22 protein-coding genes are annotated in these 20,886 nt (G+C 64.0%); 4 read left to right on the forward strand and 18 right to left on the reverse strand.

Going from position 1 to position 20,886, the window contains the following annotated elements; genetic code table 11:
• Window positions 1–117: 117 nt before the first annotated feature.
• Entirely contained in the window at window positions 118–891 is a 774-nt protein-coding gene (locus IVB13_RS06970; RefSeq protein WP_018459652.1) for a fumarylacetoacetate hydrolase family protein, read from the reverse strand.
• 6 nt (window positions 892–897) lie between these two features.
• Window positions 898–1,434: a L,D-transpeptidase family protein gene (locus tag IVB13_RS06975; RefSeq protein WP_018459653.1), complete on the reverse strand. Its 537-nt coding sequence runs from the start codon at window positions 1,432–1,434 to the stop codon at window positions 898–900.
• A gap of 235 nt (window positions 1,435–1,669) precedes the next feature.
• Here IVB13_RS06975 and IVB13_RS06980 point away from each other — a divergent pair, with 235 nt between their 5' ends.
• Both IVB13_RS06980 and IVB13_RS06985 read left to right on the forward strand, forming a co-directional pair.
• Window positions 1,670–2,356 carry a response regulator transcription factor gene (locus IVB13_RS06980; protein ID WP_007598630.1) on the forward strand — a complete coding sequence of 229 codons (687 nt, stop codon included), beginning with the start codon at window positions 1,670–1,672 and terminating at the stop codon, window positions 2,354–2,356.
• A 58-nt stretch (window positions 2,357–2,414) separates the two neighbouring features.
• Entirely contained in the window at window positions 2,415–2,858 is a 444-nt protein-coding gene (locus tag IVB13_RS06985) for a cyclic nucleotide-binding domain-containing protein (protein ID WP_007598631.1), read from the forward strand.
• 120 nt (window positions 2,859–2,978) lie between these two features.
• Here IVB13_RS06985 and xth read toward each other — a convergent pair whose 3' ends face one another.
• The 13 genes from xth to IVB13_RS07050 form a co-directional block, all read right to left on the reverse strand.
• Window positions 2,979–3,794 (reverse strand): exodeoxyribonuclease III, encoded by an 816-nt coding sequence (gene xth, locus IVB13_RS06990; RefSeq protein WP_018459654.1) that lies wholly within the window; start codon window positions 3,792–3,794, stop codon window positions 2,979–2,981.
• A 143-nt stretch (window positions 3,795–3,937) separates the two neighbouring features.
• A complete protein-coding gene (locus IVB13_RS06995; protein ID WP_018459655.1) occupies window positions 3,938–4,693 on the reverse strand; it encodes an outer membrane lipoprotein carrier protein LolA in 756 nt (251 codons plus the stop codon).
• 151 nt (window positions 4,694–4,844) lie between these two features.
• Window positions 4,845–7,319, reverse strand: coding sequence for a DNA translocase FtsK (locus tag IVB13_RS07000; RefSeq protein ID WP_026233856.1), 2,475 nt, complete (start codon window positions 7,317–7,319; stop codon window positions 4,845–4,847).
• A 9-nt stretch (window positions 7,320–7,328) separates the two neighbouring features.
• Window positions 7,329–8,543, reverse strand: a complete 1,215-nt coding sequence (locus tag IVB13_RS07005) for an aminotransferase class I/II-fold pyridoxal phosphate-dependent enzyme (protein ID WP_247488080.1) — start codon at window positions 8,541–8,543, stop codon at window positions 7,329–7,331.
• A gap of 310 nt (window positions 8,544–8,853) precedes the next feature.
• Window positions 8,854–9,258 carry a GFA family protein gene (locus IVB13_RS07010; RefSeq protein WP_018459659.1) on the reverse strand — a complete coding sequence of 135 codons (405 nt, stop codon included), beginning with the start codon at window positions 9,256–9,258 and terminating at the stop codon, window positions 8,854–8,856.
• Between the two features lie 119 nt (window positions 9,259–9,377).
• On the reverse strand, window positions 9,378–10,976 hold the full coding sequence (locus IVB13_RS07015; protein WP_039801002.1) for a caspase family protein: 1,599 nt from the start codon (window positions 10,974–10,976) through the stop codon (window positions 9,378–9,380).
• A gap of 205 nt (window positions 10,977–11,181) precedes the next feature.
• Window positions 11,182–12,630: an ammonium transporter gene (locus tag IVB13_RS07020; RefSeq protein WP_018459661.1), complete on the reverse strand. Its 1,449-nt coding sequence runs from the start codon at window positions 12,628–12,630 to the stop codon at window positions 11,182–11,184.
• A gap of 38 nt (window positions 12,631–12,668) precedes the next feature.
• Entirely contained in the window at window positions 12,669–13,007 is a 339-nt protein-coding gene (locus tag IVB13_RS07025; protein ID WP_007598642.1) for a P-II family nitrogen regulator, read from the reverse strand.
• 435 nt (window positions 13,008–13,442) lie between these two features.
• Window positions 13,443–14,045, reverse strand: a complete 603-nt coding sequence (locus tag IVB13_RS07030; protein ID WP_018459663.1) for an ATP-dependent Clp protease proteolytic subunit — start codon at window positions 14,043–14,045, stop codon at window positions 13,443–13,445.
• Window positions 14,046–14,087: 42 nt separating this feature from the next.
• Window positions 14,088–14,462 carry an SRPBCC domain-containing protein gene (locus IVB13_RS07035; protein ID WP_018459664.1) on the reverse strand — a complete coding sequence of 125 codons (375 nt, stop codon included), beginning with the start codon at window positions 14,460–14,462 and terminating at the stop codon, window positions 14,088–14,090.
• Entirely contained in the window at window positions 14,459–14,773 is a 315-nt protein-coding gene (locus IVB13_RS07040) for a metalloregulator ArsR/SmtB family transcription factor (RefSeq protein ID WP_018459665.1), read from the reverse strand. Before IVB13_RS07040 ends, IVB13_RS07035 begins: the two co-directional genes overlap by 4 nt.
• Window positions 14,774–14,814: 41 nt before the next feature.
• Entirely contained in the window at window positions 14,815–16,116 is a 1,302-nt protein-coding gene (locus IVB13_RS07045) for an ammonium transporter (protein WP_018459666.1), read from the reverse strand.
• A gap of 125 nt (window positions 16,117–16,241) precedes the next feature.
• Entirely contained in the window at window positions 16,242–16,580 is a 339-nt protein-coding gene (locus IVB13_RS07050) for a P-II family nitrogen regulator (RefSeq protein WP_007598647.1), read from the reverse strand.
• Window positions 16,581–16,818: 238 nt separating this feature from the next.
• On the opposite strand from IVB13_RS07050, the gene IVB13_RS07055 reads away from it, so the two are divergent.
• A complete protein-coding gene (locus IVB13_RS07055) occupies window positions 16,819–17,709 on the forward strand; it encodes a DUF4339 domain-containing protein (protein ID WP_018459667.1) in 891 nt (296 codons plus the stop codon).
• A gap of 40 nt (window positions 17,710–17,749) precedes the next feature.
• Here the strand turns inward: IVB13_RS07055 and tesB are convergent, their stop codons facing one another.
• Window positions 17,750–18,613 (reverse strand): acyl-CoA thioesterase II, encoded by an 864-nt coding sequence (gene tesB, locus IVB13_RS07060; protein WP_018459668.1) that lies wholly within the window; start codon window positions 18,611–18,613, stop codon window positions 17,750–17,752.
• 139 nt (window positions 18,614–18,752) lie between these two features.
• Between tesB and IVB13_RS07065 the strand changes: the two genes are divergently transcribed.
• Window positions 18,753–19,973 (forward strand): ubiquinone biosynthesis hydroxylase, encoded by a 1,221-nt coding sequence (locus IVB13_RS07065; RefSeq protein ID WP_018459669.1) that lies wholly within the window; start codon window positions 18,753–18,755, stop codon window positions 19,971–19,973.
• Window positions 19,974–20,091: 118 nt separating this feature from the next.
• On the opposite strand, the gene IVB13_RS07070 is transcribed toward IVB13_RS07065, so the two are convergent.
• Together IVB13_RS07070 and IVB13_RS07075 are read right to left on the reverse strand one after the other, a co-directional pair.
• A complete protein-coding gene (locus tag IVB13_RS07070; RefSeq protein ID WP_018459670.1) occupies window positions 20,092–20,289 on the reverse strand; it encodes a Trm112 family protein in 198 nt (65 codons plus the stop codon).
• A gap of 61 nt (window positions 20,290–20,350) precedes the next feature.
• Window positions 20,351–20,881, reverse strand: a complete 531-nt coding sequence (locus IVB13_RS07075; protein ID WP_247295815.1) for a TetR/AcrR family transcriptional regulator — start codon at window positions 20,879–20,881, stop codon at window positions 20,351–20,353.
• Window positions 20,882–20,886 lie beyond the last annotated feature (5 nt).

Raw genomic sequence — 20,886 nt, forward strand, 5'->3', positions numbered from 1 at the left:
CGCCATACGAACTCTCGATTTCGTCATTGCGAGCACAGCGAAGCAATCCAGAGTCCCTCCGCGGAAAGATTCTGGATTGCTTCGCTGCGCTCGCAATGACGGTGGTGTATGTGGGGCCTATTCAAACCCCACTGCCACCTTCCCCAGCGCGCCAAAGTCCGCGACAAACCGATCACCCGCCTGGATCGGAAGCGGCGGATGGCACGTGCCCGTGGTCACTACCTCCCCTGCCCGCAAGATGATGCCGAGGCCACGCAGCTCGTTGGCCAGCCAGGCCAGGGCAATGCGGGGATCGCCGAGCACGTTCTTGCCGTGGCCGAGATAGCGCTGGCCGCGTAGCGTGATCTGCGGCCGCTCTTCGACGAGATCCATGGCACGCCAGTTCGCATTCGTCGCTGCGCCCAGCACGAACAGATGCGCACAGGCGTTGTCGGCGATGAGCTGCGCCTCGCCGGCGCTGGCGAAATCGGCAAAGCGCGAATCGGGAATCTCGATCGCGGGATGCAAGCTGTCCACGGCGGCGAGCACCTCGTCGACAGTATATGGCGCCGCGCGCGGCGGCAGATCGCGCCCCATGCCGAAAGCGAACTCCGGTTCGCCGACGCGCATCGCGTTGCCCTTCATCGAGGCGGTGCCGCCATCGGCGATCACGGTGTCGCTCATGATCCGACCGGCCAACGGTCCCGCGACATTGATGTGCTTCTGTCCGGACTCGCTCGTTGCCGCGATCTTCCAGCCGAACAAAGTCCCGCTGAGCGCAGCCTGCACGGCGTAAGCCTCGGTGCGGTTCTGAGGCCGCAACTCTGGCTCCAGCGCGTCAAGCTTGGTGCCGTCGCGCCAATGTTTAACCAGGACCTGCGAAGCGGCGGCGATCTGATCCTTGTCGAGCATGTGTCCTCATCCGATGATGATTTTTGTTTTTGGTCCAAGCCGCCGCAGCAATTGTCGCATCGCCGCTTCGGTCATCGAGACGCAGCCTGCGGTGGGGCCGAAATTGTCGCGGGCCAGATGCAAGAACACCGCGCTGCCCCGGCCGGCGATCCGCGGCCTCGTATTGTGGTCGATTTCGATGATGAAGTCATAGAGATGGTCGGCCCGCTTGAGCCGGTCGCCGCCCTGCCCCTGGCGGAGGCGGATTCCCTGATTGTAATGACGGTCCTTGGGATCCTCGCACCAGGCGTCCTCGCCGGTGATGATCCGGGCCGGCAGGAAGGTCTGCGGGCGGCTGTGCCGGTCGCCCCGCCACCACAATCGCCTCGGACGGAAGCTGCCCCGCGGGGTGCCGCCATCGCCCTCGCGCTTGTTCGCCAGAATGCCGCCGCGTCCGAGCGCCACCGGAATCGTCAGCGCTCCGGCGGTCAGCCAGCCCCGGCGCGGCTTCCCGGCGGCAGGCTTAACGCGGATCACCGAGAGCGGCCCGGCGCTCCGGTTCATGGTGTAACTAGCTGAAGCAGCTTTATTTTTCATGTGAACGTGCGATGTCGAATTCATTACAGGACATTCATCAAAACGGCCTGCTATTCTAGGTTAGAGTGGTTCTGGCTTGTGAATCGGTAACAGCCCACTACTTCAAGACGAACAACAATAATAACGGCGACCCCTAAACTTCCCTCTCGGCTGGGTGCAGCATGGATGCGCGCCGCGCCGGACCCCAAAAGGATGACCCCCTATGGCCAATGCCCGCAAGATCCTGATCGTGGATGACGATACCGATCTGCGCGATACGTTGGTGGAGCAATTGTCGCTGCACGAAGAATTTGAAGCCTCCGCGGTCGATACCGGCGCCAAGGGCGCGAGCGCCGCGAAGGCCAATGCCCCCGATCTCGTCCTGATGGATGTTGGCCTGCCCGACACCGATGGCCGCGAAGTGGTCCGTTCCTTACGCAAGGGCGGGTTCAAGGCTCCGATCATCATGCTCACCGGGCATGACACCGATTCCGACACGATTTTGGGGCTGGAATCCGGCGCCAACGACTATGTCGCAAAACCCTTCCGCTTCGCCGTACTGCTGGCGCGCATCCGCGCCCAGCTCCGGCAGCACGAAGCCAGCGAGGACGCAGTGTTCTCGGTCGGCCCCTACTCTTTCCGGCCCGGCTCCAAGATGCTGACCGCCGCCAATGCGCGCAAGGTCCGGCTGACGGAGAAGGAAACCGCCATCCTCCGCTTCCTCTACCGGGCCGGCCAGATGCCGGTCTCGCGCGAGACCCTGCTCCAGGAGGTCTGGGGCTACAATTCCGGCGTCACCACCCACACGCTGGAAACCCACATTTACCGGCTTCGCCAGAAGATCGAGAAGGACGCCGCGAACCCGGAAATCCTGGTCACGGAAGCCGGTGGCTACAAGCTGGTGCCGTGATACGCTTCAGGGGCGTGCGAATCGTTTTAGATTGCGTGCCCTTGAGCCCCGGACCTGAATGTCAATCGACGATGATGTAGCGCTTCTCGAGCGTGTCCCGACACTGCGCCTGTTGGGAGACGCTTCGTTGCGCATGCTGGCGATCGGCTCCGAGCAGCGTGACTTCGTCCGCGGCGACGTCTTGTTCAATCTCGGCGACGATGCCGATGCCGGCTTCGTGGTCCAGCGCGGCGCCTTCCGGGTCGACGACGGCGCCGGTGCGGAGATGATCGCAAGTCCCGGTGCGTTGATCGGCGAGCTCGCGCTGATCGTGCCGATGAAGCGGCCGTCGAGCGCGATCGCGATCGAGCACGCCTCCGTCATCCGCGTCGCGCGCAGCCTGTTTCAGCGTGTGCTCGAAAGCGACCCCGCCGCCGCCGTCCGCCTGCGCGACGAATTCGCGGTGCGCTCCAGCCAGATCGCCAGCGATATATTGATGGCGGGTGCGAAGCTGACGTCGTGATGTCGTCCTGGCGAAGGCCAGGACCCGTCATCCCAAATGTTTCTGGCTTGGTGCGATTGCCGATGTCCTCGCGCAACAACGAAGATTGGTGTAATGGGCCTGGCTTTCGCCAGAGCGACATTAAACCTCGAGCGTCACCGTCACCGGCACATGATCCGACGGACGCTCCCAGCTCCGCGCATCGCGCAAAATCTTGAAATCACTCACCGCATCTTTCAGCGCGCGCGAGACCCAGATGTGGTCGAGCCTGCGGCCGCGGTCGCCGACAGTCCAATCGGCGGAGCGGTAGCTCCACCACGTGTAGACCTTTTCCGACATCGGAATGCGATCGCGCGCGACATCGACCCATTCGCCGGCGGCGAGCGCGGCTTGCAGCTTCTCGGTTTCGATGGGCGTGTGCGACACCACTTTCAGAAGCTGCTTGTGCGACCAGACGTCATTCTCATGCGGGGCAACGTTGAGATCGCCGACCAGGATGTGGCGATCCTCGCCGCGCGGATGCAACGGCTCGCACGCCTTCATCTCGTCGAGGAAGCGGAGCTTGTGATCGAATTTCTCGTTCAGCGCGGGATCGGGAATGTCGCCGCCGGCGGGCACGTAGAAATTATGCACCACCAGGGGTTTCGCGATCCCGGCCCTCTCACCGAACGACACCGAGATGTGGCGTGAATCCACCTTGTCGCAGAAGGTGCGGATGTCCTTCGACTCGAACGGAATCTTCGAGACGATGGCGACGCCGTGATAACCCTTCTGGCCGTTCAACGCGACATGCTCGTAGCCGAGCCGCTTGAAGCGCTTCAGCGGAAAAGCGTCGTCGATGCACTTGGTCTCCTGGAGACACAGCACGTCCGGCCGCGCGCTCTTGAGAAATTTTGCGACCAGATCGATGCGCAGCCGCACCGAATTGATGTTCCAGGTTGTCAGGGAAAAACGCATGAGATTGATCTAACAAACTCCATCCGTCATGGCCGGGCTTGACCCGGCCATCCACGCCTTTTTGTAGGTCCAGATTGTAGGTCCAGAACGTGGATGCCCGGGACAAGCCCGAGCATGTCGATCATCGCAGCAGCGAGTAAGTCTCAGCCCGGCGACGGGCCGTAATTGGTAAAATCGATCTTGAACATGCCGGGATCGAGCTTCTTGCTCGTATCCAGATTATAGACCGCGATCGTGGTGTCGTAGCCCTGCGGGTCGGTGACGGTCCACTGCTTCAACTGGCCGTCCTTGGCGCCGAACATCAGCAAGAGGCGACTGGTGCCGACCAGCGCCTGCTTCTCCTCGATGGTGACGCTGACGAAGACGTCGTCGGCCGAGACGTTGACGACGTTGGTGTCCTTCATCAGGTCGATGCGGTCGGACAGCAGGAAACGCAGCGGTGTCTGTGACAGCGGATAGACGTCCTGCGTCGCGAGCTTGCGGTCGCGCACCACCAGCGACGATCCGTCGGCGACGATGTCGATCGGGCTCGGCGCGTCATATTCGAAGCGCACCTTGCCCGGCTTCTGGATGTAGAAGTCGCCTTGCGTCTTGCTGCCGTCGGGGCCGACCTGGACGAAATTCCCGACCAGCGTCGACAATGACGACAAATAGGCGCTGACCTTGGCGGCCTGGGCCTTCTGGTTCGCATCGAAGGTCTGGAAGATGCTGCTCGGCACGTTGCGGCGTGGATCCGGAATCACCGGATTGGGCGGCGTCTGGGTCGCGCCGGTGACCGCGGGCCCTCCAACGGCCGGACCGCCGTCGCGGCCCTTCGGTGCAGGCTTCGGCACGGGAACGGTCTGCGCGAACGACGCCGTGATCACCATCGCGGCGGTGACGAGAATTACGCCGGCCATGCGCGCGCTCCGCGCGGCGACAATGGCAGCGAATCGAATGTCCGGATGTCTGATCAACGCGTCGTCCTGTGTGGCTGGGCGCCCTTTTAGCGTGATTTCGGCCAAAAGCAGATAACGTTTTTGCGTGAATGATGGTTTGAGGCGGCTCGCCTCACATATGGCTGTCTTCTTCCTCGACCAGGATCTCGCGCTTGCCGGCGTGGTTGGCGGGTCCGACGATGCCCTCCAGTTCCATGCGCTCCATCAGCGATGCGGCGCGGTTATAGCCGATCTGCAGGCGGCGCTGGATATAGCTGGTAGAGGCCTTACGGTCGCGTTTGACGATCGCAACAGCCTGCGAGAACAAATCGCCGCCGCCATCCGCGCCCATGGCGGACGCGTCGAACACCGCGCCGTCCTCGTCTTCGCTGGGTTCTTCGGCCGTGACGGCTTCGAGATATTCCGGCTGTCCCTGCGTCTTGAGGTGGCGCACCACCTTCTCGACTTCCTCGTCCGACGCGAAAGGTCCGTGCACGCGGCTGATGCGACCGCCCCCGGCCATGTAGAGCATGTCGCCCTGGCCGAGCAGCTGCTCGGCACCCATCTCGCCGAGAATCGTGCGGCTGTCGATCTTGGACGTCACCTGGAAGGCGATGCGGGTTGGGAAGTTCGCCTTGATGGTACCGGTGATGACGTCGACCGATGGACGCTGCGTTGCGAGGATCACGTGCAGGCCGGCGGCGCGCGCCATCTGCGCGAGGCGCTGCACCGCGCCTTCGATGTCCTTGCCGGCAACCATCATCAGGTCGGCCATTTCGTCGACGATGATGACGATGTAGGGCAGCGGGTCGAGCGAGAGCTTCTCTTCCTCGTAGATCGCCTTGCCGGTTTCCTTGTCGAAGCCGGTGTGCACCGTGCGCGTCGGCTCTTCGCCCTTGGCCTTCAATTCGAGCAAGCGCGTGTTGTAACCGTCGATGTTGCGCACACCGAGCTTGGCCATGTTCTTGTAGCGCTCTTCCATCTCGCGCACGGCCCATTTCAGCGCGACCACCGCCTTCTTCGGGTCGGTCACGACGGGCGTGAGCAGATGGGGAATGCCGTCATAGACGGAGAGTTCGAGCATCTTCGGATCGACCATGATCAGGCGGCACTGGTCCGGGCGCAGCCGATAGACCAAGCTGAGGATCATGGTGTTGATGGCGACCGACTTGCCGGAGCCGGTGGTACCGGCGATCAGCATGTGCGGCGTGCGTGCGAGGTCGATGATGACGGGATCACCGCCGATGGTCTTGCCGAGGCAGAGCGGCAGTTTCGCAACCGAATCGACAGTCTCCTTGGCGACCAGCAGCTCGCGCAGATAGACCTTTTCGCGATGCGCGTTCGGCAGCTCGATGCCGATGGCGTTGCGGCCCGGCACGACGGCGACGCGCGCCGAGAGCGCGCTCATCGAACGGGCGATGTCGTCGGAAAGTCCGATCACGCGCGACGATTTGATCCCCGGCGCCGGCTCCAGCTCGTACAGCGTGACCACGGGACCCGGATGGGCCTTCACGATCTCGCCGCGAACGCCGAAATCCTGCAGCACGCCTTCGAGCGCGCGCGAATTGGTTTCCAGCTCGGCCTTGCTGAGCGGCTGGCGATCGCCGGCCTTGGGCGCGGCCAGCACCGACACGGACGGAAGCTCGAACTTGTCGGAAGATTTCTTGGAAGCAGCCTTTGGAGCAGCCTTCTTGCGCGGCGCGCGCGCGGCGGGCTCCTCCTCCTCTTCCTCCTCGTGGTCTTCTTCGTGCTCGTCCTCGTCGTGCTCGTCTTCGGACTGCGGCGAGATCGGCGGCGCGGCGCGGCCGCCACCGAGCTTCGGCTCCTGACGGCTGAAGGCAACGGCCTTGGTCTTCGGTCCGCTCGAGACCAGCGAGCGGTAGGCCGCGCCAAGCAACCAGATCAGTCGTGCCTTCGTGCTCATCAAGGCGTGGAACAGCCAGCCCAGCGATACCGAACCGCGATCGCTCTCCTCGTCCAGGTCGAGCGGCTTGTCATCGTCCTCGATCTCAGCGAGTTCGTCGTCATGCTCGCGTGCGCCGAGGCCGCAGGCGATCAGGAAGGTCGCCGCCATCGCGGCGAACAGGATCGTGCCGAGCACGATGCGATAGATCATGCCCGGCGGTCCGAAGATCACCGCGGGCGCGCGAACCAGGGCATCGCCGACCACGCCGCCGAGGCCTGTCGGCAGCGGCCAGGCGCCGCCATGTGGCCAGCAGCTGACGAAGCCCGCCGCGATCACCGTGCAGAGAATCCAGCAGCCGAGCCGCAGCGCCTCGCGGTCGAACGGGCGATGGGTCAGCATGCGCCAGCCCCAGACCGCGACGGTCAGGACCAGCATGATCGCGCCGAGCCCGAGGATCTGCATCGCAAGGTCGGCGCCGATCGCGCCGGCATAGCCGAGAATATTGCGGATCGGCCGCGACGTTGCGTGGCTGAGGCTGGGATCCTGCACTGACCAGGTCATCAGCGCCGCCGAGGCGGCGCCCGACAATGCGATCAGGCCGAGACCGCTGAGCTCGCGCACGCGCCGCGCCAGCCCCTCGCGGATCGAGGGCGGCAGATGGCTGACCAAGGGAATGACACGTTCGATTGTCGACATGCTCATGGGCCCCGCCTAACCCAGAGTCTCGACCAGGCGGTGCAGCGCCTGCGCCGTGGTCTCGCCATCCTGCACAAGCGCAAGGCGAATGTAGCCTGCGCCGGGATTGAAGCCGTCGGGCTGGAGCCGCGCCAGATAGCTGCCGGGCACCACGCGCACGCCTGTTTCCTTGAAGAGTTTCAGGCACACAGACACATCGTCGCCGATTTCGGACGTGTTGAGCCAGACGCAGAAGCCGGCATCGGGCCGGCGATAGCCGTAACGATTGCCGATGATCTGGTCGGCGAGATCGAACTTGATGCGGTAGAGCCTGCGGTTCTCCTCGACATGCGCCTCGTCGCCGTAAGCAACGGTCGCGACATGCTGCAACGGGACCGGCACCTGCGGCGCCGCGATGTTGCGCAATTCGAGGAACATGCCGATGAGTTTTTTGTCGCCGGCGGCGAAGCCGACGCGCAGGCCCGGCAGGTTCGAGCGCTTGGACAGCGACTGGAACGCGACCACGCGGGTGAAATCAGGGCCAGCGCATTCGAGCGCGCTGCCGGGCGCTTCGCGGGTGTAGATCTCCGAATAGCACTCGTCGCTGAGGATCACGAAGCCGTAGCGGTCGGCGAGCTGCTTCAGGCGAATGAAATAATCGCGCGAGGCCACCGATCCCTGCGGGTTGGCGGGCGAGGCCAGATAGAACGCCACCGTGCGCGCCAGCGTCGCCTCGTCGATGGCGTCGAGATCGGGCAGGAAGCCGTTCTCGGCGGTGGTCGGCAGGTAGACCGGCTCGCAAGCAGCGGCGCGGGCGCCGGCGCCATAGACCGGATAGAACGGGTTCGGCATCAGGATCGCGGGCTTGCCGGGACGCGGGCCGACATAGCGCGCAGCCGCGATGGCGGCGAGGAACAGCCCCTCTCGGCTGCCATTGAGGACGAGAATCTCGCTCTCGGGATTGAGCGGTCGCGGCAGCTTGAAACGCGACGACAGCCAGGCGCCCGCGGCCAAGCGGAACGGGTCGGTGCCCTTGTTCGCGGGGTAACGGCCGAAATCGGCGATGTGCTTGGCCAGTACCGGGCCGACGAAATCAGGCACCGGATGCTGCGGCTCGCCGACGGCAAGCGAAATCAAAGGCTTGCCGGGCTGATGCGGTGCCAGCAGCTCGTTCAGCCGGACGAAGGGAGAGCGTTCGCTATCGGAGCTTCCACTGTCCTGCGGCGCACGGGATGAAGCGGTCATAGCCATTCTGGACGCCAGCACTCTTGGAACAGCCGGTCGCAGCACGGCGCCGACGGGAAGCGGTTCAGTTCACCATAGATAGGGCGAGGTTAAGACGCGATTAACCATCGGTCGCCGCCTCGGTCCAGAGCAGGAATAATGAGGCCACGGGCGGCTCTCGGAGCTGGTCATGCCATTGCGAGGGGGTGGACGTCTTGGCGATGTCATGGCCGGGCCTGTCCCGGCCACCCACGGCCTTTCCGACGGCGTCCAAGAACGTGGATGCCGGGACAAGCCCGGGCATGACGGCTTATGACGGCTTTGGCGGATAGGCGCCCTAATGCCCCGGCAGCTTCTCGAATGTCGCCATGCCCGCGGGGATCGCGTGGAAGTCCTGCTTGTCGCAGGTGTAGATCGCCATCTGCGGATGGAACTGCGCAGGTTCGTCCAGCGTGCCGACCTTCAGGATCGCCGCCGGCAGGCCGGGAACCTTGGTCACCAGATGGGTCCCGCATTGAGCGCAGAATTCGCGCGTGACGGCGCGTTCGAGGTCCTTGCGCGCGAATTGCTTGGGTTGCCCGGTGATGTAGCTGAAGCCAGCCGCCGGCATCGCGATGAAGGTGTTGGGCGCGCCGCCCGAGATGTACTGGCACTCGCGGCAATGACACTGCGCCTGCATCATCGGGTCGCCCTCGGCGACATAGCGCACTTCGCCGCAATAGCATCCGCCTTCCAAACGCATGACGACCTCCCGATTGTTGTTTCTTGTGGTCGATATTTCTGCGCGGGCGGTGTGGAATGGCAATCTTTTTCTTTCGCCTGGACGGACCAAGACAGACCTCCTGCAGCCGGTTCGTGCATCTATCTCTTGGCAAGTCCGCAGCCGTTGAATCCCCGGCCGCGCCAGCACCCGCTGCTCATGCACTCGGCTTCCAGCCGTGGACAAGCGGTTGAAGCGCAATCCGCGCGGCCACCCATACCGACGCATGCCGTGGCGCACCTGCTTCGCATGAACGAACAGCTCATGCCGCTTCCGGTCTGCCGCGGTTGCCCTGCTCCGGCCTGATCTGGCGGCAGCACGGCCGTCTTGTCCTCGCGCTTGGGCGCCCGCTTCGAATCAGGTTGGCCCGGACTTGCAGCGGGGCTCTGTGTCGTCAGCTTGGAGAGTTCCATCCGACACGGTCGGCTGGTATCGGTGCGGACGCCGGCGCCGGTGGTTCCTTTCAGCTCGAGTGCGAGCTTGTACTGATAGGGCGCGCCGGCTGTGCGGCGCAGCGGATCCTTCTCGCCAATCAGCCCGTTGACGGTGACAGTCGCGCTGCCATCCGCTTCGATCTTCCCGTCATAGATTGTGGCACCGGGCTTGCCCTCTTCCCCGGAGAGAGTGTGCAGCACGCCATCCTTGACGCGCAGGGCATACTGGAAATAGGCCTCGGGAAATGGGGGCTTGTTCTCGCAAGTCTCCTTCGCGATCCAGGTTCCATCGAATGCGGTTACGCGCTTGGCGGTGTCTGATGGTTTCGCCAAGGTCTCGACGCGCGATTTCGCCAGATCTGCGAACGCGCAGGCCGGGAAGCGTGCGAGGTGATCCTTGAATGCCGCGAGCGTTCCCAGCGCTTCCGCGCTACGCCAATGGTCTCCGGCCTCCGCGCAGGGATCGACCTGAGGCGTCGCAGGCGACAACGCCGCCGTCTCGGGCTTGCCGTTCAGGTAGAACTCGCCGAAGAACGACAGCGACAGCTCCGGTACTTGCGAGCCTTTGGAGCGCTGGTAGACGCCGGCGCTGATCGTCTGAAATACCGTGTTGACGTTGCCCTTGTCGCCGATGTGCTCCAGGAACGCGCTGGTGTAGGGGCTGTTGCGGCCGCTGCCGTCGTCGGCGGTCCGGCCGGCCTGTGTCGCGTAGGAAATGATGGTGCCCTCGGGACTTTCCATCTTGGCAAGGCCGCGTGAGACGGTGACGCCACGGCCCTGTCCGACGTTTCGCCGCAACTCGTCGGCAAATGGATTGTCGCGGCAGGCGTCGAGCACGAGGATGCGCAGGTTCTTGGCCTGCTGCAGATCCGCCAGGATCTCGTCGGCGCGCACCAGACGGCGCAGATCGACCTCGTCGCGAACGACGGCATCGACAGGCACCAGATAGTTGACGCCGGCGAACTGGAGCGCGTGCCCACTGTAATAGAACAGGGCGACATCGGCGCCGCGGGCCTCACGCGCGAAGCGAAGAATGGTGTCCTGCATGGCGGACTGGTCGAGGTCGGTCGTGACAACAGGATCGAACCCCGATCGCTTGAGGGCCGCGCCGACATCGGCCGCATCGTTGGTCGGATTGGCGAGCGGGGGAACGTTTCGGTAAGCGCCGTTGCCAATCACCAGCGCGACGCGCTTGTCCGCGCGGGCATCGAGGCTCGACAAAGCGAGCAACAGGAAACACCAGACTAGGCAATAGGGCAGACGCATGAAATCCTGCTCCAAACGGGGAGCATGATATTCAGCAAGCTCGCAGCAATGCAATTTAACTTATGACGGCCCAGCGGCACGGGACCAAAAAGAAAGGGGCTCCAACTTGCGCTGGAGCCCCTCAACGGTCGGGACATTGCCGGGTATGTGCCCCAAACCGTAGTTGTGAGCGCGACCTCCGAGGAGGCCGCGCCCGGGAGGAGACTTACATGTTGTAGGCGCGCTCTGTGTGCTCGGTGATGTCGAGGCCTTCACGCTCGCTCTCGACATTGGCGCGGAGGCCAACGATCACATCGACGACCTTGTAGAGAATCGCCGAACCGATGCCCGACCACACCAGCGTGGTGCCGACGCCCCAGACCTGGGAGATCATCTGCGCCGCGAAGTCGTAATCGGCAACCTTCGGCGGGATCGCGGTGTAGTCGATGATGCCCGCACCACCCAGCGCCGGATTGACGAGGATGCCGGTGCCGAGGGCGCCGATGATGCCGCCGACGCAGTGCACGCCGAACACATCGAGGGAGTCGTCGTAGCCGAGCGCGTTCTTCACGACGGTGCAGAAGAACAGGCAGACCACGCCGACCACGAGGCCGAGGACGATCGCACCCATCACGCCGGAGAAGCCGGCGGCAGGCGTGACGGCCACGAGGCCCGCGACAGCGCCGGAGATGACGCCGAGCACCGACGGGTGACCCTTGATGATCCACTCCGCGAACATCCACGACAGCGCGGCGGCTGCGGTGGCGACGAAGGAGTTGGTCATGGCGAGGGCTGCGCCGCCGTTGGCTTCGAGGTTGGAGCCGGCGTTGAAGCCGAACCAGCCGACCCAGAGCAGCGAGGCGCCGATCATCGACATCGTCAGCGAGTGCGGAGCCATCAGCTCCTTGCCGTAGCCGACGCGCTTGCCGATCAGCAGGGCGCCGACGAGGCCTGCGATGCCGGCGTTGATGTGCACCACGGTGCCGCCCGCAAAGTCGATCGCGCCCTTCTTGAAGATCCAGCCTGCGTCGGCGTTGATCTCATCGAGCTTGGCCTGCGCTGCGGTCTTCGCCGCGCCATCAGCCGCAGCAGCCAGAGCCTTGGCTGCGTCCTGGATCATGTCCGGGCCGGGCCAGTACCAGACCATGTGCGCGATCGGGAAGTAGATCAGCGTGACCCAGAGCGGGACGAAGAGCGCGAGCGCCGCGAACTTCATGCGTTCGGCGAAGGCGCCGACGATGAGGGCGGGCGTGATCGCCGCGAAGGTCATCTGGAAGCACATATAGATGAGCTCCGAGATGTTGGCGTCGACCGAGAAGGTCGCGGCCTTCGAGTCGGTGGTGACGCCCATCATGAAGGCCTTGGAGAAGCCGCCGATGAAGTCGGAACCGCCGGTGAAGGTGAGGCTGTAGCCGTACACGGCCCAGATCACGGTGACGACGCAGACGGTGTAGAACACCTGCATCAGGACGGAGAGCATGTTCTTGGAACGGACGAGGCCGCCGTAGAACAGCGCGAGGCCGGGGATCGTCATCAACAGCACGAGCACTGTCGATGTCAGCATCCAGGCGTTGTCTCCCTTGTTGACCGTTGGCTCGGCGTAGGCTGCGGTCGCAGCGAACAGGCCGACTGCGAGAGCCGCCAATCCCGCGCCATAGGGACGCTTAAACGTCATTTCATTTACTCCTGATTGAATTTTGATTGAGCGCGAAATCAAAGGGCCGCAGCATCGGCCTCGCCGGTGCGGATGCGAACCGCATGGTCGAGATTGATGACGAAGATCTTGCCGTCGCCGATCTGTCCGGTTTTCGCGGCGGTCGTGATGGCGTCGATGGTCTTGTCGACCTGGTCGGAGGCGACAGCGACCTCGATCTTGATCTTGGGCAGGAAGCTCACGGCATATTCGGCGCCGCGATAGATTTCCGTATGGCCCTTCTGGCGGCCATATCCCTTGACTTCCGTCACCGTGAGACCGTGAACGCCGATGGCGGTCAGGGCGTCACGGACTTCTTCCAGCTTGAATGGCTTAATAATCGCCATAACAATTTTCATGGGTCCTATCCCCGCTTGGGCCCGGTCCGGACGTGGCCGGGCGCTTCTCGACTGGTTCGCCACGAGGGAGAAAGTTCACTACGCGGGCACAGCCAGGACCCTTAGAATCAAATGCCGTGCCAGATCGGGCGTGTTGCCTAACGGACTATGAAAACGGGTGTTTTCGCGTTTGACGCGTAGTGCCGTGCAGTGCGCCATTACGCCGCGCTCAATACCTGACCATGCCTGATTAAAATACAGGCACGACAGGCTGTCGACACATTGGTGCTCACACGTAGGGCAGCAGAAAGGTATTTCCGTAAGGCGCGCGCCTATTGCAGGGCTTGTCGTGCCGCGAAATATCGGGCCCGTCGCACTTGTGCTCACGGAATGCGCGCAACCGGCCAACCTGCTTGAGCGGGCGAGGCTTGCCGGACGGGTCCCCGGCAGGGACCGTCAGGCGGCGCTGCGTTCCGCGAAGACCCGGTCGATCAGGCCCCAGTCGACCGCCTGCTGCGCGGTCATGAAATGGTCGCGGTCCAAGGTCCGTTCCACGTCCGGTTCGGGGCGCCCGCAATGCTGGGCATAGAGCCGGATGATGCGCCGCTTGGTTTCCTGCATTTCGGTGGCGTGGATCAGGATGTCGGACGCCTGGCCCTGAAAGCCGCCGAGCGGCTGATGCACGTGAAGGCTCGCATTGGGCAGGGCGGCGCGGTGACCGGGCTCGCCGGCCATCAGCAGAAACGAGCCCATCGAGCGCGCGGTGCCCATGCACAGCGTATGCACCGGCGCCTTGATGAATTGCATGGTGTCGTACATCGCAAGGCCGCTGGTGACCACGCCGCCATAGGAATTGATGTAGAGATTGATCGGCTTGTTCGGATTCTCCGCCTCCAGAAACAGGAGCTGCGCGCAGACCAGTCCGGACATCGCATCATTGACCTCGCCATTGAGGAAGATGATGCGCTCGCGCAACAGGCGCGAATAGATGTCGAAGGATCGCTCGCCGCGGGCGGATTGTTCGACGACCATAGGGACGAGCTGAAGCATGTCGCGCATCGGCGACCTCCATTTTCTGCGGGTGATGAAGTGGTGTTGGTGTCAGGCGGCCGCGCGCATCAGGCAGCCATTGCTGTTGGCCGGCTGCGGCAGCTTCATACGGATCTCGCAGGCTTGCTGGATGATGCGAAAGCGGGTGCCGCCATCCTCGTTCGGCTCGATCCGGAAGATGACATGGCTTTCGCGAAACGGCGGTTCGGAATCGCGCAGCCGGTAGCGCACCTCCTGGCCCGGGATCGCTGATTCCGGCTCGGCGCCCGCAAGATCGCAATCCGGCAACCAGCGCTCGCGCAAAGCCGGAATGGTCACCGCGCGCCAGACCTTCGCCGGCGGCGCATCGAATTCATATTCGAGCACCAGGTCTGTTTTGAGCGCCAAGTCTGCGTCGGAGGGATCAGGCTTCACGGCGTCGCTCATTGATCCATCTCCTTCAAGAGATCGGCGAGGGCATCCATGCGTTTCGGCCAATAGGCGCGGTAGCGCGCAAGCCAGGCCCCGATCGCGGAGATTCCTTCGGGATCGACTTCGTAATTCACAAAGCGGCCCTGCCGCTGTTCGCGCACCAGGCCCGCGCCGCGCAGCACCGCGAGATGCTGCGACATCGCCGGTTGGCTGATCTCCAATCCGTCGCGCAAGGCGCTGGCATTCAGGCTTCCGCCGGCAAGCTTCTCAAAGACCTTGCGGCGGGTCGGGTCGGCCAGCGCTTTGAAGATGTCGGCTTCGATCATGGCGACACATAAGCATACGCTTATGTGTTGCGCAAGCCCAATTACTGCAGCGCCTCGCCGTGCTGCGAAATATCCAGCCCCTCGAGTTCGTGCTCGCGGGAGACCCGCAACGGCACGAACAGACCGACCAGCTTGAGCAGGACGAAGCTCATGCCTGCCGACCAGACGAAGGTGACGGCGACCCCGTAGAGCTGGATAAGAAGCTGCTGCGGATGGCCTTCGAGCAGGCCGGCGGTGCCGCCGATCGCGCTCGTTGCGAACACGCCGGCCAGCAGGGTCCCGGTCATCCCGCCGATGCCGTGGACGCCGAACACGTCGAGCGAATCGTCATAGTCGAAGCGGTGCTTCAGCCAGGTGCAGGCCCAGTAGCAGACGAGGCCTGCGATCACGCCGATGACGATGCCGTGCCAGGGCGCCACGAATCCCGAGGCCGGCGTGATGGTGCCGAGGCCGGCCACCGCGCCGGAGATCATGCCGAGCACGGACGGCTTGCGCCGCGTCGACCATTCGATCGCGCCCCAGGTCAGCGCGCCGGAGCAGGCTGCGAGATGGGTCGCGATGATCGCCATCACCGCGCGAGAATTGGCTGCGCCCGCCGAGCCGCCGTTGAAGCCGAACCAGCCGACCCACAACAGGCCGGTGCCCATCACCGCGAGCGACAGATCGAATGGCGAGAGATTTTCCGTGCCGTAGCCATGACGGCGTCCCATCACCTTCGCCGCGACGAGGCCGGCGGTGCCGGCCGACAGATGCACCACGAGGCCGCCGGCGAAATCCAGCACGCCCATTCCGGCGAGGAAGCCGCCGCCCCACACCCAATGCGCGAGTGGAATGTAGACGAAGATGAACCAGGCCACGGAAAAGAGGAGATAAGCGGAGAACCGCATCCGGTCGGCCACCGCGCCCGCGACCAGCGCCACCGTGATGATCGCAAACGTCATCTGGTACAGCATGAACAGCGCTTCCGGGATCGTCTTCGCCGCCGGGTTGACGCTGTCCATGGTCATACCGGAGAGAAACCAGCGGTCGAGCGTGCCGATCCACGGGCCGTCGCCGACGAAGCACAACGAATAGCCGAACGCGACCCAGAGAATGGAGATGATCGTCACTGCGGCGAGGCTCTGCGCCATGGTGGCGAGGACGTTCTTCTTGCGCACCATGCCGGAATAGAACAGCGCGAGCCCCGGGATCGTCATCATCAGCACCAGCGCGGTGGCGACGATCATCCAGGCGGTGTCGGCAGTGTTGATCTCGGAGCCCGCGGCACGCGCCGGCGAAGCCATGATCGACCCAAGCCCGATCGGCGCGGCGATAGCAGCCGCGCGGCGCAACAATCCCGCCATGTCGTTTCCCCCAGCTATTGATTGTGTCGCACGCCGTGGCGCCGTTGCCCGGTGCGATCGAAGAAGAGCGTTGTCGAGCGAAGCGGTTACCGGTTCGCGAAAAGAAAACGCGTCAAAGCAAAAATCTAGAGCGCGTCGCTGTCGGTCTCGCCGGTGCGAATGCGGGTCGCGTGATCGATCGGCGTGACGAAGATCTTGCCGTCGCCGATCTGGCCGGTGCGCGCGGTCGCGGTGATGACCGCGACGGCCTTCTCGGCGATATCGGAGGCAACCGCGATCTCGATCCGCAGCTTCGGCAGGAAATTCACGACATATTCGGCGCCGCGATAGATCTCGGTGTGGCCCTTTTGGCGGCCATAGCCCTTCACTTCGGTCACGGTCATGCCGTGGACGCCGATCGCCGTCAGGGCCTGACGGACCTCATCGAGCTTGAAGGGTTTGATGATCGCGACGACGAGTTTCATGGTCAGGCCTATTCCCCGGGATGCGCCGCGCCGTATGTCCCCGGCGCAGCGTCAATCTGGCATCTTTCCGGGCAAATGGCATAAAAAACTTGCAGATTGAAGCGGAAAATCGTTGGGCCATGTGAACGGCCGCCTCTGTACAGGGCAGCCGTTCATCCTCCACAATGCGTTTTTGGCATGGATGCGATGAACCCAAGCGTCGCGGCCGGTACAAAACTATGTTCGAGGGGGACGCTTCATGGCGAGTTGGTTCTACGCATCCGAGGGCAAGCAGCAGGGGCCCTATCCGGAAGGGCAATTCCGTGACCTCGTCGCCCAGGGAGTCGTGCGTCCGGATACGCTGGTGTGGTCGGACGGCATGGCCGGCTGGCAGAAGGCGGCCGAAATCCCCGGCCTGATCGGCGGGGGCGGTGCGCCCCCGATGATGCCGGCTGGCGGCCCGCCGATGATGGGCTCCGGGGGCTACGGCGGCGGTGGCGCCGGAGGATCGCTGGCGGTCGATTTCGGCATCCTCGAGTTCACCTGGCGCAGCATCGTGATGCTGATCGGCATGTGCTTCATCATCCCGGTGCCGTGGGTGTTCGTCTGGTACACGAAATGGATCGTGTCCTGCGTGAAGGTCCCCGGGCGGCCCAATCTCAGCTTCACCGGCAATGCGATGGCGCTGGTGCCCTGGTATTTCGGCTTCATCGTTCTGGCGGTCGTGATCGGCTACATCGGCGTTCCCTTGCTGAGCAATTTGCTGTTCATCGCCCAGCTCGTTCTGTACTGGCTCCTGATCAAATGGATGGTCGCGAATCTCGCCTCCAATGGGCAGCCGCTCGGCCTGAGCTTCACCGGCACGGTTTGGGCCTATGTCGGCTGGAGCCTGCTGTTCGCGATTTCCATCATCACCATCATCGGCTGGGCCTGGGTCGCCGCGGCTCAGATGCGCTGGTTCTGCCGCAGCATCGAAGGCACGCGGCGCGAGATCGTGTTCAACGGCAGCGGTCTCGGGATTCTCTGGCGGGGCATCGTGGCCGCATTCCTGTGCGGCTTCATCATCCCGATCCCGTGGGTCTATCGCTGGATCATGAACTGGTTCGCGTCGGAGACGGTTCTGGCTCCGCGGGGATCGCTCCGGGCCTGACCTCGAAAGGCACAAGCGCGATCGATCGTGCTTGTGCCTCTTAGGCTCTCCGTTCGCGCACCGAGCCTTCCTGCGCGACGGAGGCCACCAGCGTGCCGTCAGGCTTGAAGATCGAGCCGCGGGTCAAGCCGCGGCCGCTTCGCGCGCTCGGCGAATCCTGTGCGTAGAGCAGCCATTCGTCGGCGCGGAACGGGCGGTGAAACCACATCGCGTGGTCGAGGCTCGCGGGCATCATGCGCTTGTCGAACAGGGTGCGGCCGTAGCGCGCCATAATCGCATCGAGCAGCGAGAAGTCCGACGCATAGGCCAGCGCGCACATGTGCAGCGCCGGATCGTCCGGCAGCGTTGCCGCGGTCTTGATCCAGACATGGATGCGGCCGTCCTCGATCCTCTCACCGAAATAACGGCCGAGCTCGACCGGGCGCAGCTCGATCGGACGGTCGGATTCATAATAGCGGCGGATGAACTCCGGCATCTCCTTGAACATCGGCTGCTTCGCGACTTCCTCCGCCGTCAGCTTTTCCGGCGGCGGCACGTCGGGCATCTTGTCCTGATGATCGAACGCGCTCTCTTCCTCCGCGTGGAACGACACCATGATCGAGAAGATCGCGTTGCCATGCTGGATCGCGGTGACGCGTCGCGTCGAGTAGCTCTTGCCGTCGCGCAGGCGCTCGACCTGATAGATGATCGGGATCTGCGGATCGCCCGGCAGGATGAAATAGCAATGCAGCGAATGCGGCAGCCTGCCCTCGACGGTGCGGCACGCTGCAACCATCGCCTGTCCGATCACCTGGCCGCCGAACACCCGCTGCCAGCTGGTCTTCGGACTGTTGCCGCGGAACAGATTCACCTCGAGTTGTTCGAGGTCGAGGATCGAGATGAGGTCGATCAGGCTCTTGGACATGGATTTCAGCTTTCGCCTTGCCGCCCCGGGGTTCGCTGCTCCGGATCGACACAATGGGGGCTATCCGCCCTTGTTTCACCGCACTGTTTCGCCCACCTCAAGTCTGCTAGCAAGGCCAGGATTTAGCCGGGAATTGGGTATGTCGGTACAGGGTAGCATTGTCATCGGTGGCGGCGCGTTTGCGGGCCTGGCGCTGGCCCTGGCGCTGCGCCAGGGGCTCGGCCCCGAGATCCCCGTCATCGTCGCCGACCCCGCGCTCTCCACACGTCCGAGCCGGGACCCGCGCGCGACCGCGATCGTGGCCGCCTGCCGCCGCCTGTTCGAGGCGATCGGCGCCTGGGACGACGTCAGGGGCGAGGCGCAGCCGATCCTCGACATGATTGTCACCGATTCCAAGCTGGAAGACGCCACCCGTCCGGCGTTCCTCAACTTTGCCGGCGACGTCGCGCCGGGTGAGCCCTTCGCGCATATGGTCGAGAACCGCCGCCTCATTGATGCGCTGGTGGTGCGCGCCGAGGCCGAGGGCATCGATCTCCGCGCGACCACAGTGTCGTCTTACGACGCGCGGGCCGAAGGTATCGACGTGACGCTCGGTGATGGCAGCGTGATTGCAGCGAGCCTCCTGGTTGCGGCCGACGGTGCGAAGTCGAAACTGCGCGAGCGCGCCGGCATCGCCACCCACGGCTGGGAATATGATCAATCCGGCATCGTCGTCACTGTCGGCCATGAGCGCGATCACGAAGGCCGCGCCGAAGAGCATTTTCTGCCGGCGGGTCCGTTTGCTATCCTGCCGCTTTCGGGCAAGCGCTCCTCGCTGGTATGGACCGAGCGCCGCAGCGAAGCCGCGCGTATCGTTGCGTTGAGCGATGGGGAATTTCACGGCGAGCTCGAGCAGCGCTTCGGCCTGCATCTCGGCGAGGTGAAGGCGCTCGACAAGCCGCGCGCGTTTCCGCTGTCCTATTTCGTCGCACGCTCCTTCATTGCCCAGCGCCTCGCGCTGGTCGGCGATTCCGCCCACGTCATCCACCCAATCGCGGGCCAGGGTCTCAACATGGGGCTGAAGGACGTCGCCGCGCTGGCCGAGGTCGTGGTCGATGCCGCGCGGCTCGGCATGGATATCGGCGGCGTCGACGTGCTCGAACGTTATCAGCGCTGGCGCCGCTTCGACACCATGGCCATGGGCGTTGCCACCAACTCGCTGAACTTCCTGTTCTCCAACCAGTCCACCTTGCTGCGCACCGTCCGCGACATCGGCCTCGGCCTCGTCGATCGCGCCCCGCCGCTGAAGAATCTTTTTATCCGCCAAGCCGCGGGTTTGACCGGTGAGATACCGCGGCTGTTGAAGGGCGAGGCGCTGTAGGATTTTCGGTAGCCCGGATGGAGCGCAGCGTATTCCGGGGCCGCTGCGTCATACGAGGAACCCCGGATTTCGCTGCGCTCCATCCGGGCTACAAGTCTCTCATCGGGCCACAAGTCCCTCAATCGATCTTGCGGGCCTCTTCCGGCAGCATGATCGGGATGCCATCGCGGATCGGATAGGCGAGCTTGGCGCTGCGCGAAATCAGCTCCTGCTTTGCAGCATCGAACTCCAGCGGACCCTTGGTCAGCGGGCAGACCAGAATCTCCAGCAATTTGGGATCGACGCTGGCTTCGGGGCGTTCGGTGGGCGCGTTCATGGGGGTCTCCGACGGTCGGTTGCCTCTAGCATAAAAAATCGTAGCAGCCCATCGCGTCGCCTCAAGCGGCAACCATCCGCAGAATCTCGTCGAGCAGGCCCTCAAGCCGCGCGGCCGGCGCTGGCGGGCCCGACAGGGCGAAGCCGAGAAACGTCCAGTACAGGATTTGCGCGCGGGCTCGCGCTGTCGCCGCCTCGAACCCGCGCTTCCTCAGCAGCTCCTCGATATAGTCGAGCCTGCGCCGGTCGATGGCACGCACCGCCGTTTGTGCCGCCGCATCGAAGGCCGTCCAGTTCCGCACCGCGCGCTCGAGGTCGAGCCGCGCGCCAAAAGTCCTGCGCAGCAGCGCTTTCAGCGGCTCGTCGCTGTCCGCCTCGACATCGGCGATGATCTGCTCGGCCGCGATCTCGCGCCAGCGCTTCAAGAGAGCAGCATGGAATGCGCCGAGATCGGCGAAATGCCAATAGAAGCTGCCGCGCGAGACCCCCATGGCTTTTGCCAGCGGATCGGCCTTCAGCGCGGTGAAGCCGTCTCGCGCGAGCGCCTTCAGTCCCTGTTTGATCCAGTCGTCGGCGGTCAGCTGTTCGGCCATGTCGG

Origin of the sequence: Bradyrhizobium sp. 17, assembly GCF_023073515.1 — a bacterium.
Lineage (GTDB): Bacteria > Pseudomonadota > Alphaproteobacteria > Rhizobiales > Xanthobacteraceae > Bradyrhizobium > Bradyrhizobium canariense_D.

Coding starts and splice junctions, on each gene's coding strand:
- IVB13_RS07065 (WP_018459669.1), top strand. CDS start 18,753: ATGTCGGTACAGGGTAGCATTGTCATCGGTGGCGGCGCGTTTGCGGGC.
- IVB13_RS06985 (WP_007598631.1), top strand. CDS start 2,415: ATGTCAATCGACGATGATGTAGCGCTTCTCGAGCGTGTCCCGACACTG.
- IVB13_RS07010 (WP_018459659.1), bottom strand. CDS start 9,258: ATGCGTTTGGAAGGCGGATGCTATTGCGGCGAAGTGCGCTATGTCGCC.
- IVB13_RS07040 (WP_018459665.1), bottom strand. CDS start 14,773: ATGATCGAAGCCGACATCTTCAAAGCGCTGGCCGACCCGACCCGCCGC.
- IVB13_RS07020 (WP_018459661.1), bottom strand. CDS start 12,630: ATGACGTTTAAGCGTCCCTATGGCGCGGGATTGGCGGCTCTCGCAGTC.
- IVB13_RS07005 (WP_247488080.1), bottom strand. CDS start 8,543: ATGGCTATGACCGCTTCATCCCGTGCGCCGCAGGACAGTGGAAGCTCC.
- IVB13_RS07030 (WP_018459663.1), bottom strand. CDS start 14,045: ATGCGCGACATGCTTCAGCTCGTCCCTATGGTCGTCGAACAATCCGCC.
- xth (WP_018459654.1), bottom strand. CDS start 3,794: ATGCGTTTTTCCCTGACAACCTGGAACATCAATTCGGTGCGGCTGCGC.
- IVB13_RS06970 (WP_018459652.1), bottom strand. CDS start 891: ATGCTCGACAAGGATCAGATCGCCGCCGCTTCGCAGGTCCTGGTTAAA.
- IVB13_RS06975 (WP_018459653.1), bottom strand. CDS start 1,434: ATGAACCGGAGCGCCGGGCCGCTCTCGGTGATCCGCGTTAAGCCTGCC.
- IVB13_RS06995 (WP_018459655.1), bottom strand. CDS start 4,693: ATGGCCGGCGTAATTCTCGTCACCGCCGCGATGGTGATCACGGCGTCG.
- IVB13_RS07035 (WP_018459664.1), bottom strand. CDS start 14,462: ATGAGCGACGCCGTGAAGCCTGATCCCTCCGACGCAGACTTGGCGCTC.
- tesB (WP_018459668.1), bottom strand. CDS start 18,613: ATGTCCAAGAGCCTGATCGACCTCATCTCGATCCTCGACCTCGAACAA.
- IVB13_RS07015 (WP_039801002.1), bottom strand. CDS start 10,976: ATGCGTCTGCCCTATTGCCTAGTCTGGTGTTTCCTGTTGCTCGCTTTG.
- IVB13_RS07075 (WP_247295815.1), bottom strand. CDS start 20,881: ATGGCCGAACAGCTGACCGCCGACGACTGGATCAAACAGGGACTGAAG.
- IVB13_RS07070 (WP_018459670.1), bottom strand. CDS start 20,289: ATGAACGCGCCCACCGAACGCCCCGAAGCCAGCGTCGATCCCAAATTG.
- IVB13_RS06980 (WP_007598630.1), top strand. CDS start 1,670: ATGGCCAATGCCCGCAAGATCCTGATCGTGGATGACGATACCGATCTG.
- IVB13_RS07045 (WP_018459666.1), bottom strand. CDS start 16,116: ATGGCGGGATTGTTGCGCCGCGCGGCTGCTATCGCCGCGCCGATCGGG.
- IVB13_RS07050 (WP_007598647.1), bottom strand. CDS start 16,580: ATGAAACTCGTCGTCGCGATCATCAAACCCTTCAAGCTCGATGAGGTC.
- IVB13_RS07000 (WP_026233856.1), bottom strand. CDS start 7,319: ATGAGCATGTCGACAATCGAACGTGTCATTCCCTTGGTCAGCCATCTG.
- IVB13_RS07025 (WP_007598642.1), bottom strand. CDS start 13,007: ATGAAAATTGTTATGGCGATTATTAAGCCATTCAAGCTGGAAGAAGTC.
- IVB13_RS07055 (WP_018459667.1), top strand. CDS start 16,819: ATGGCGAGTTGGTTCTACGCATCCGAGGGCAAGCAGCAGGGGCCCTAT.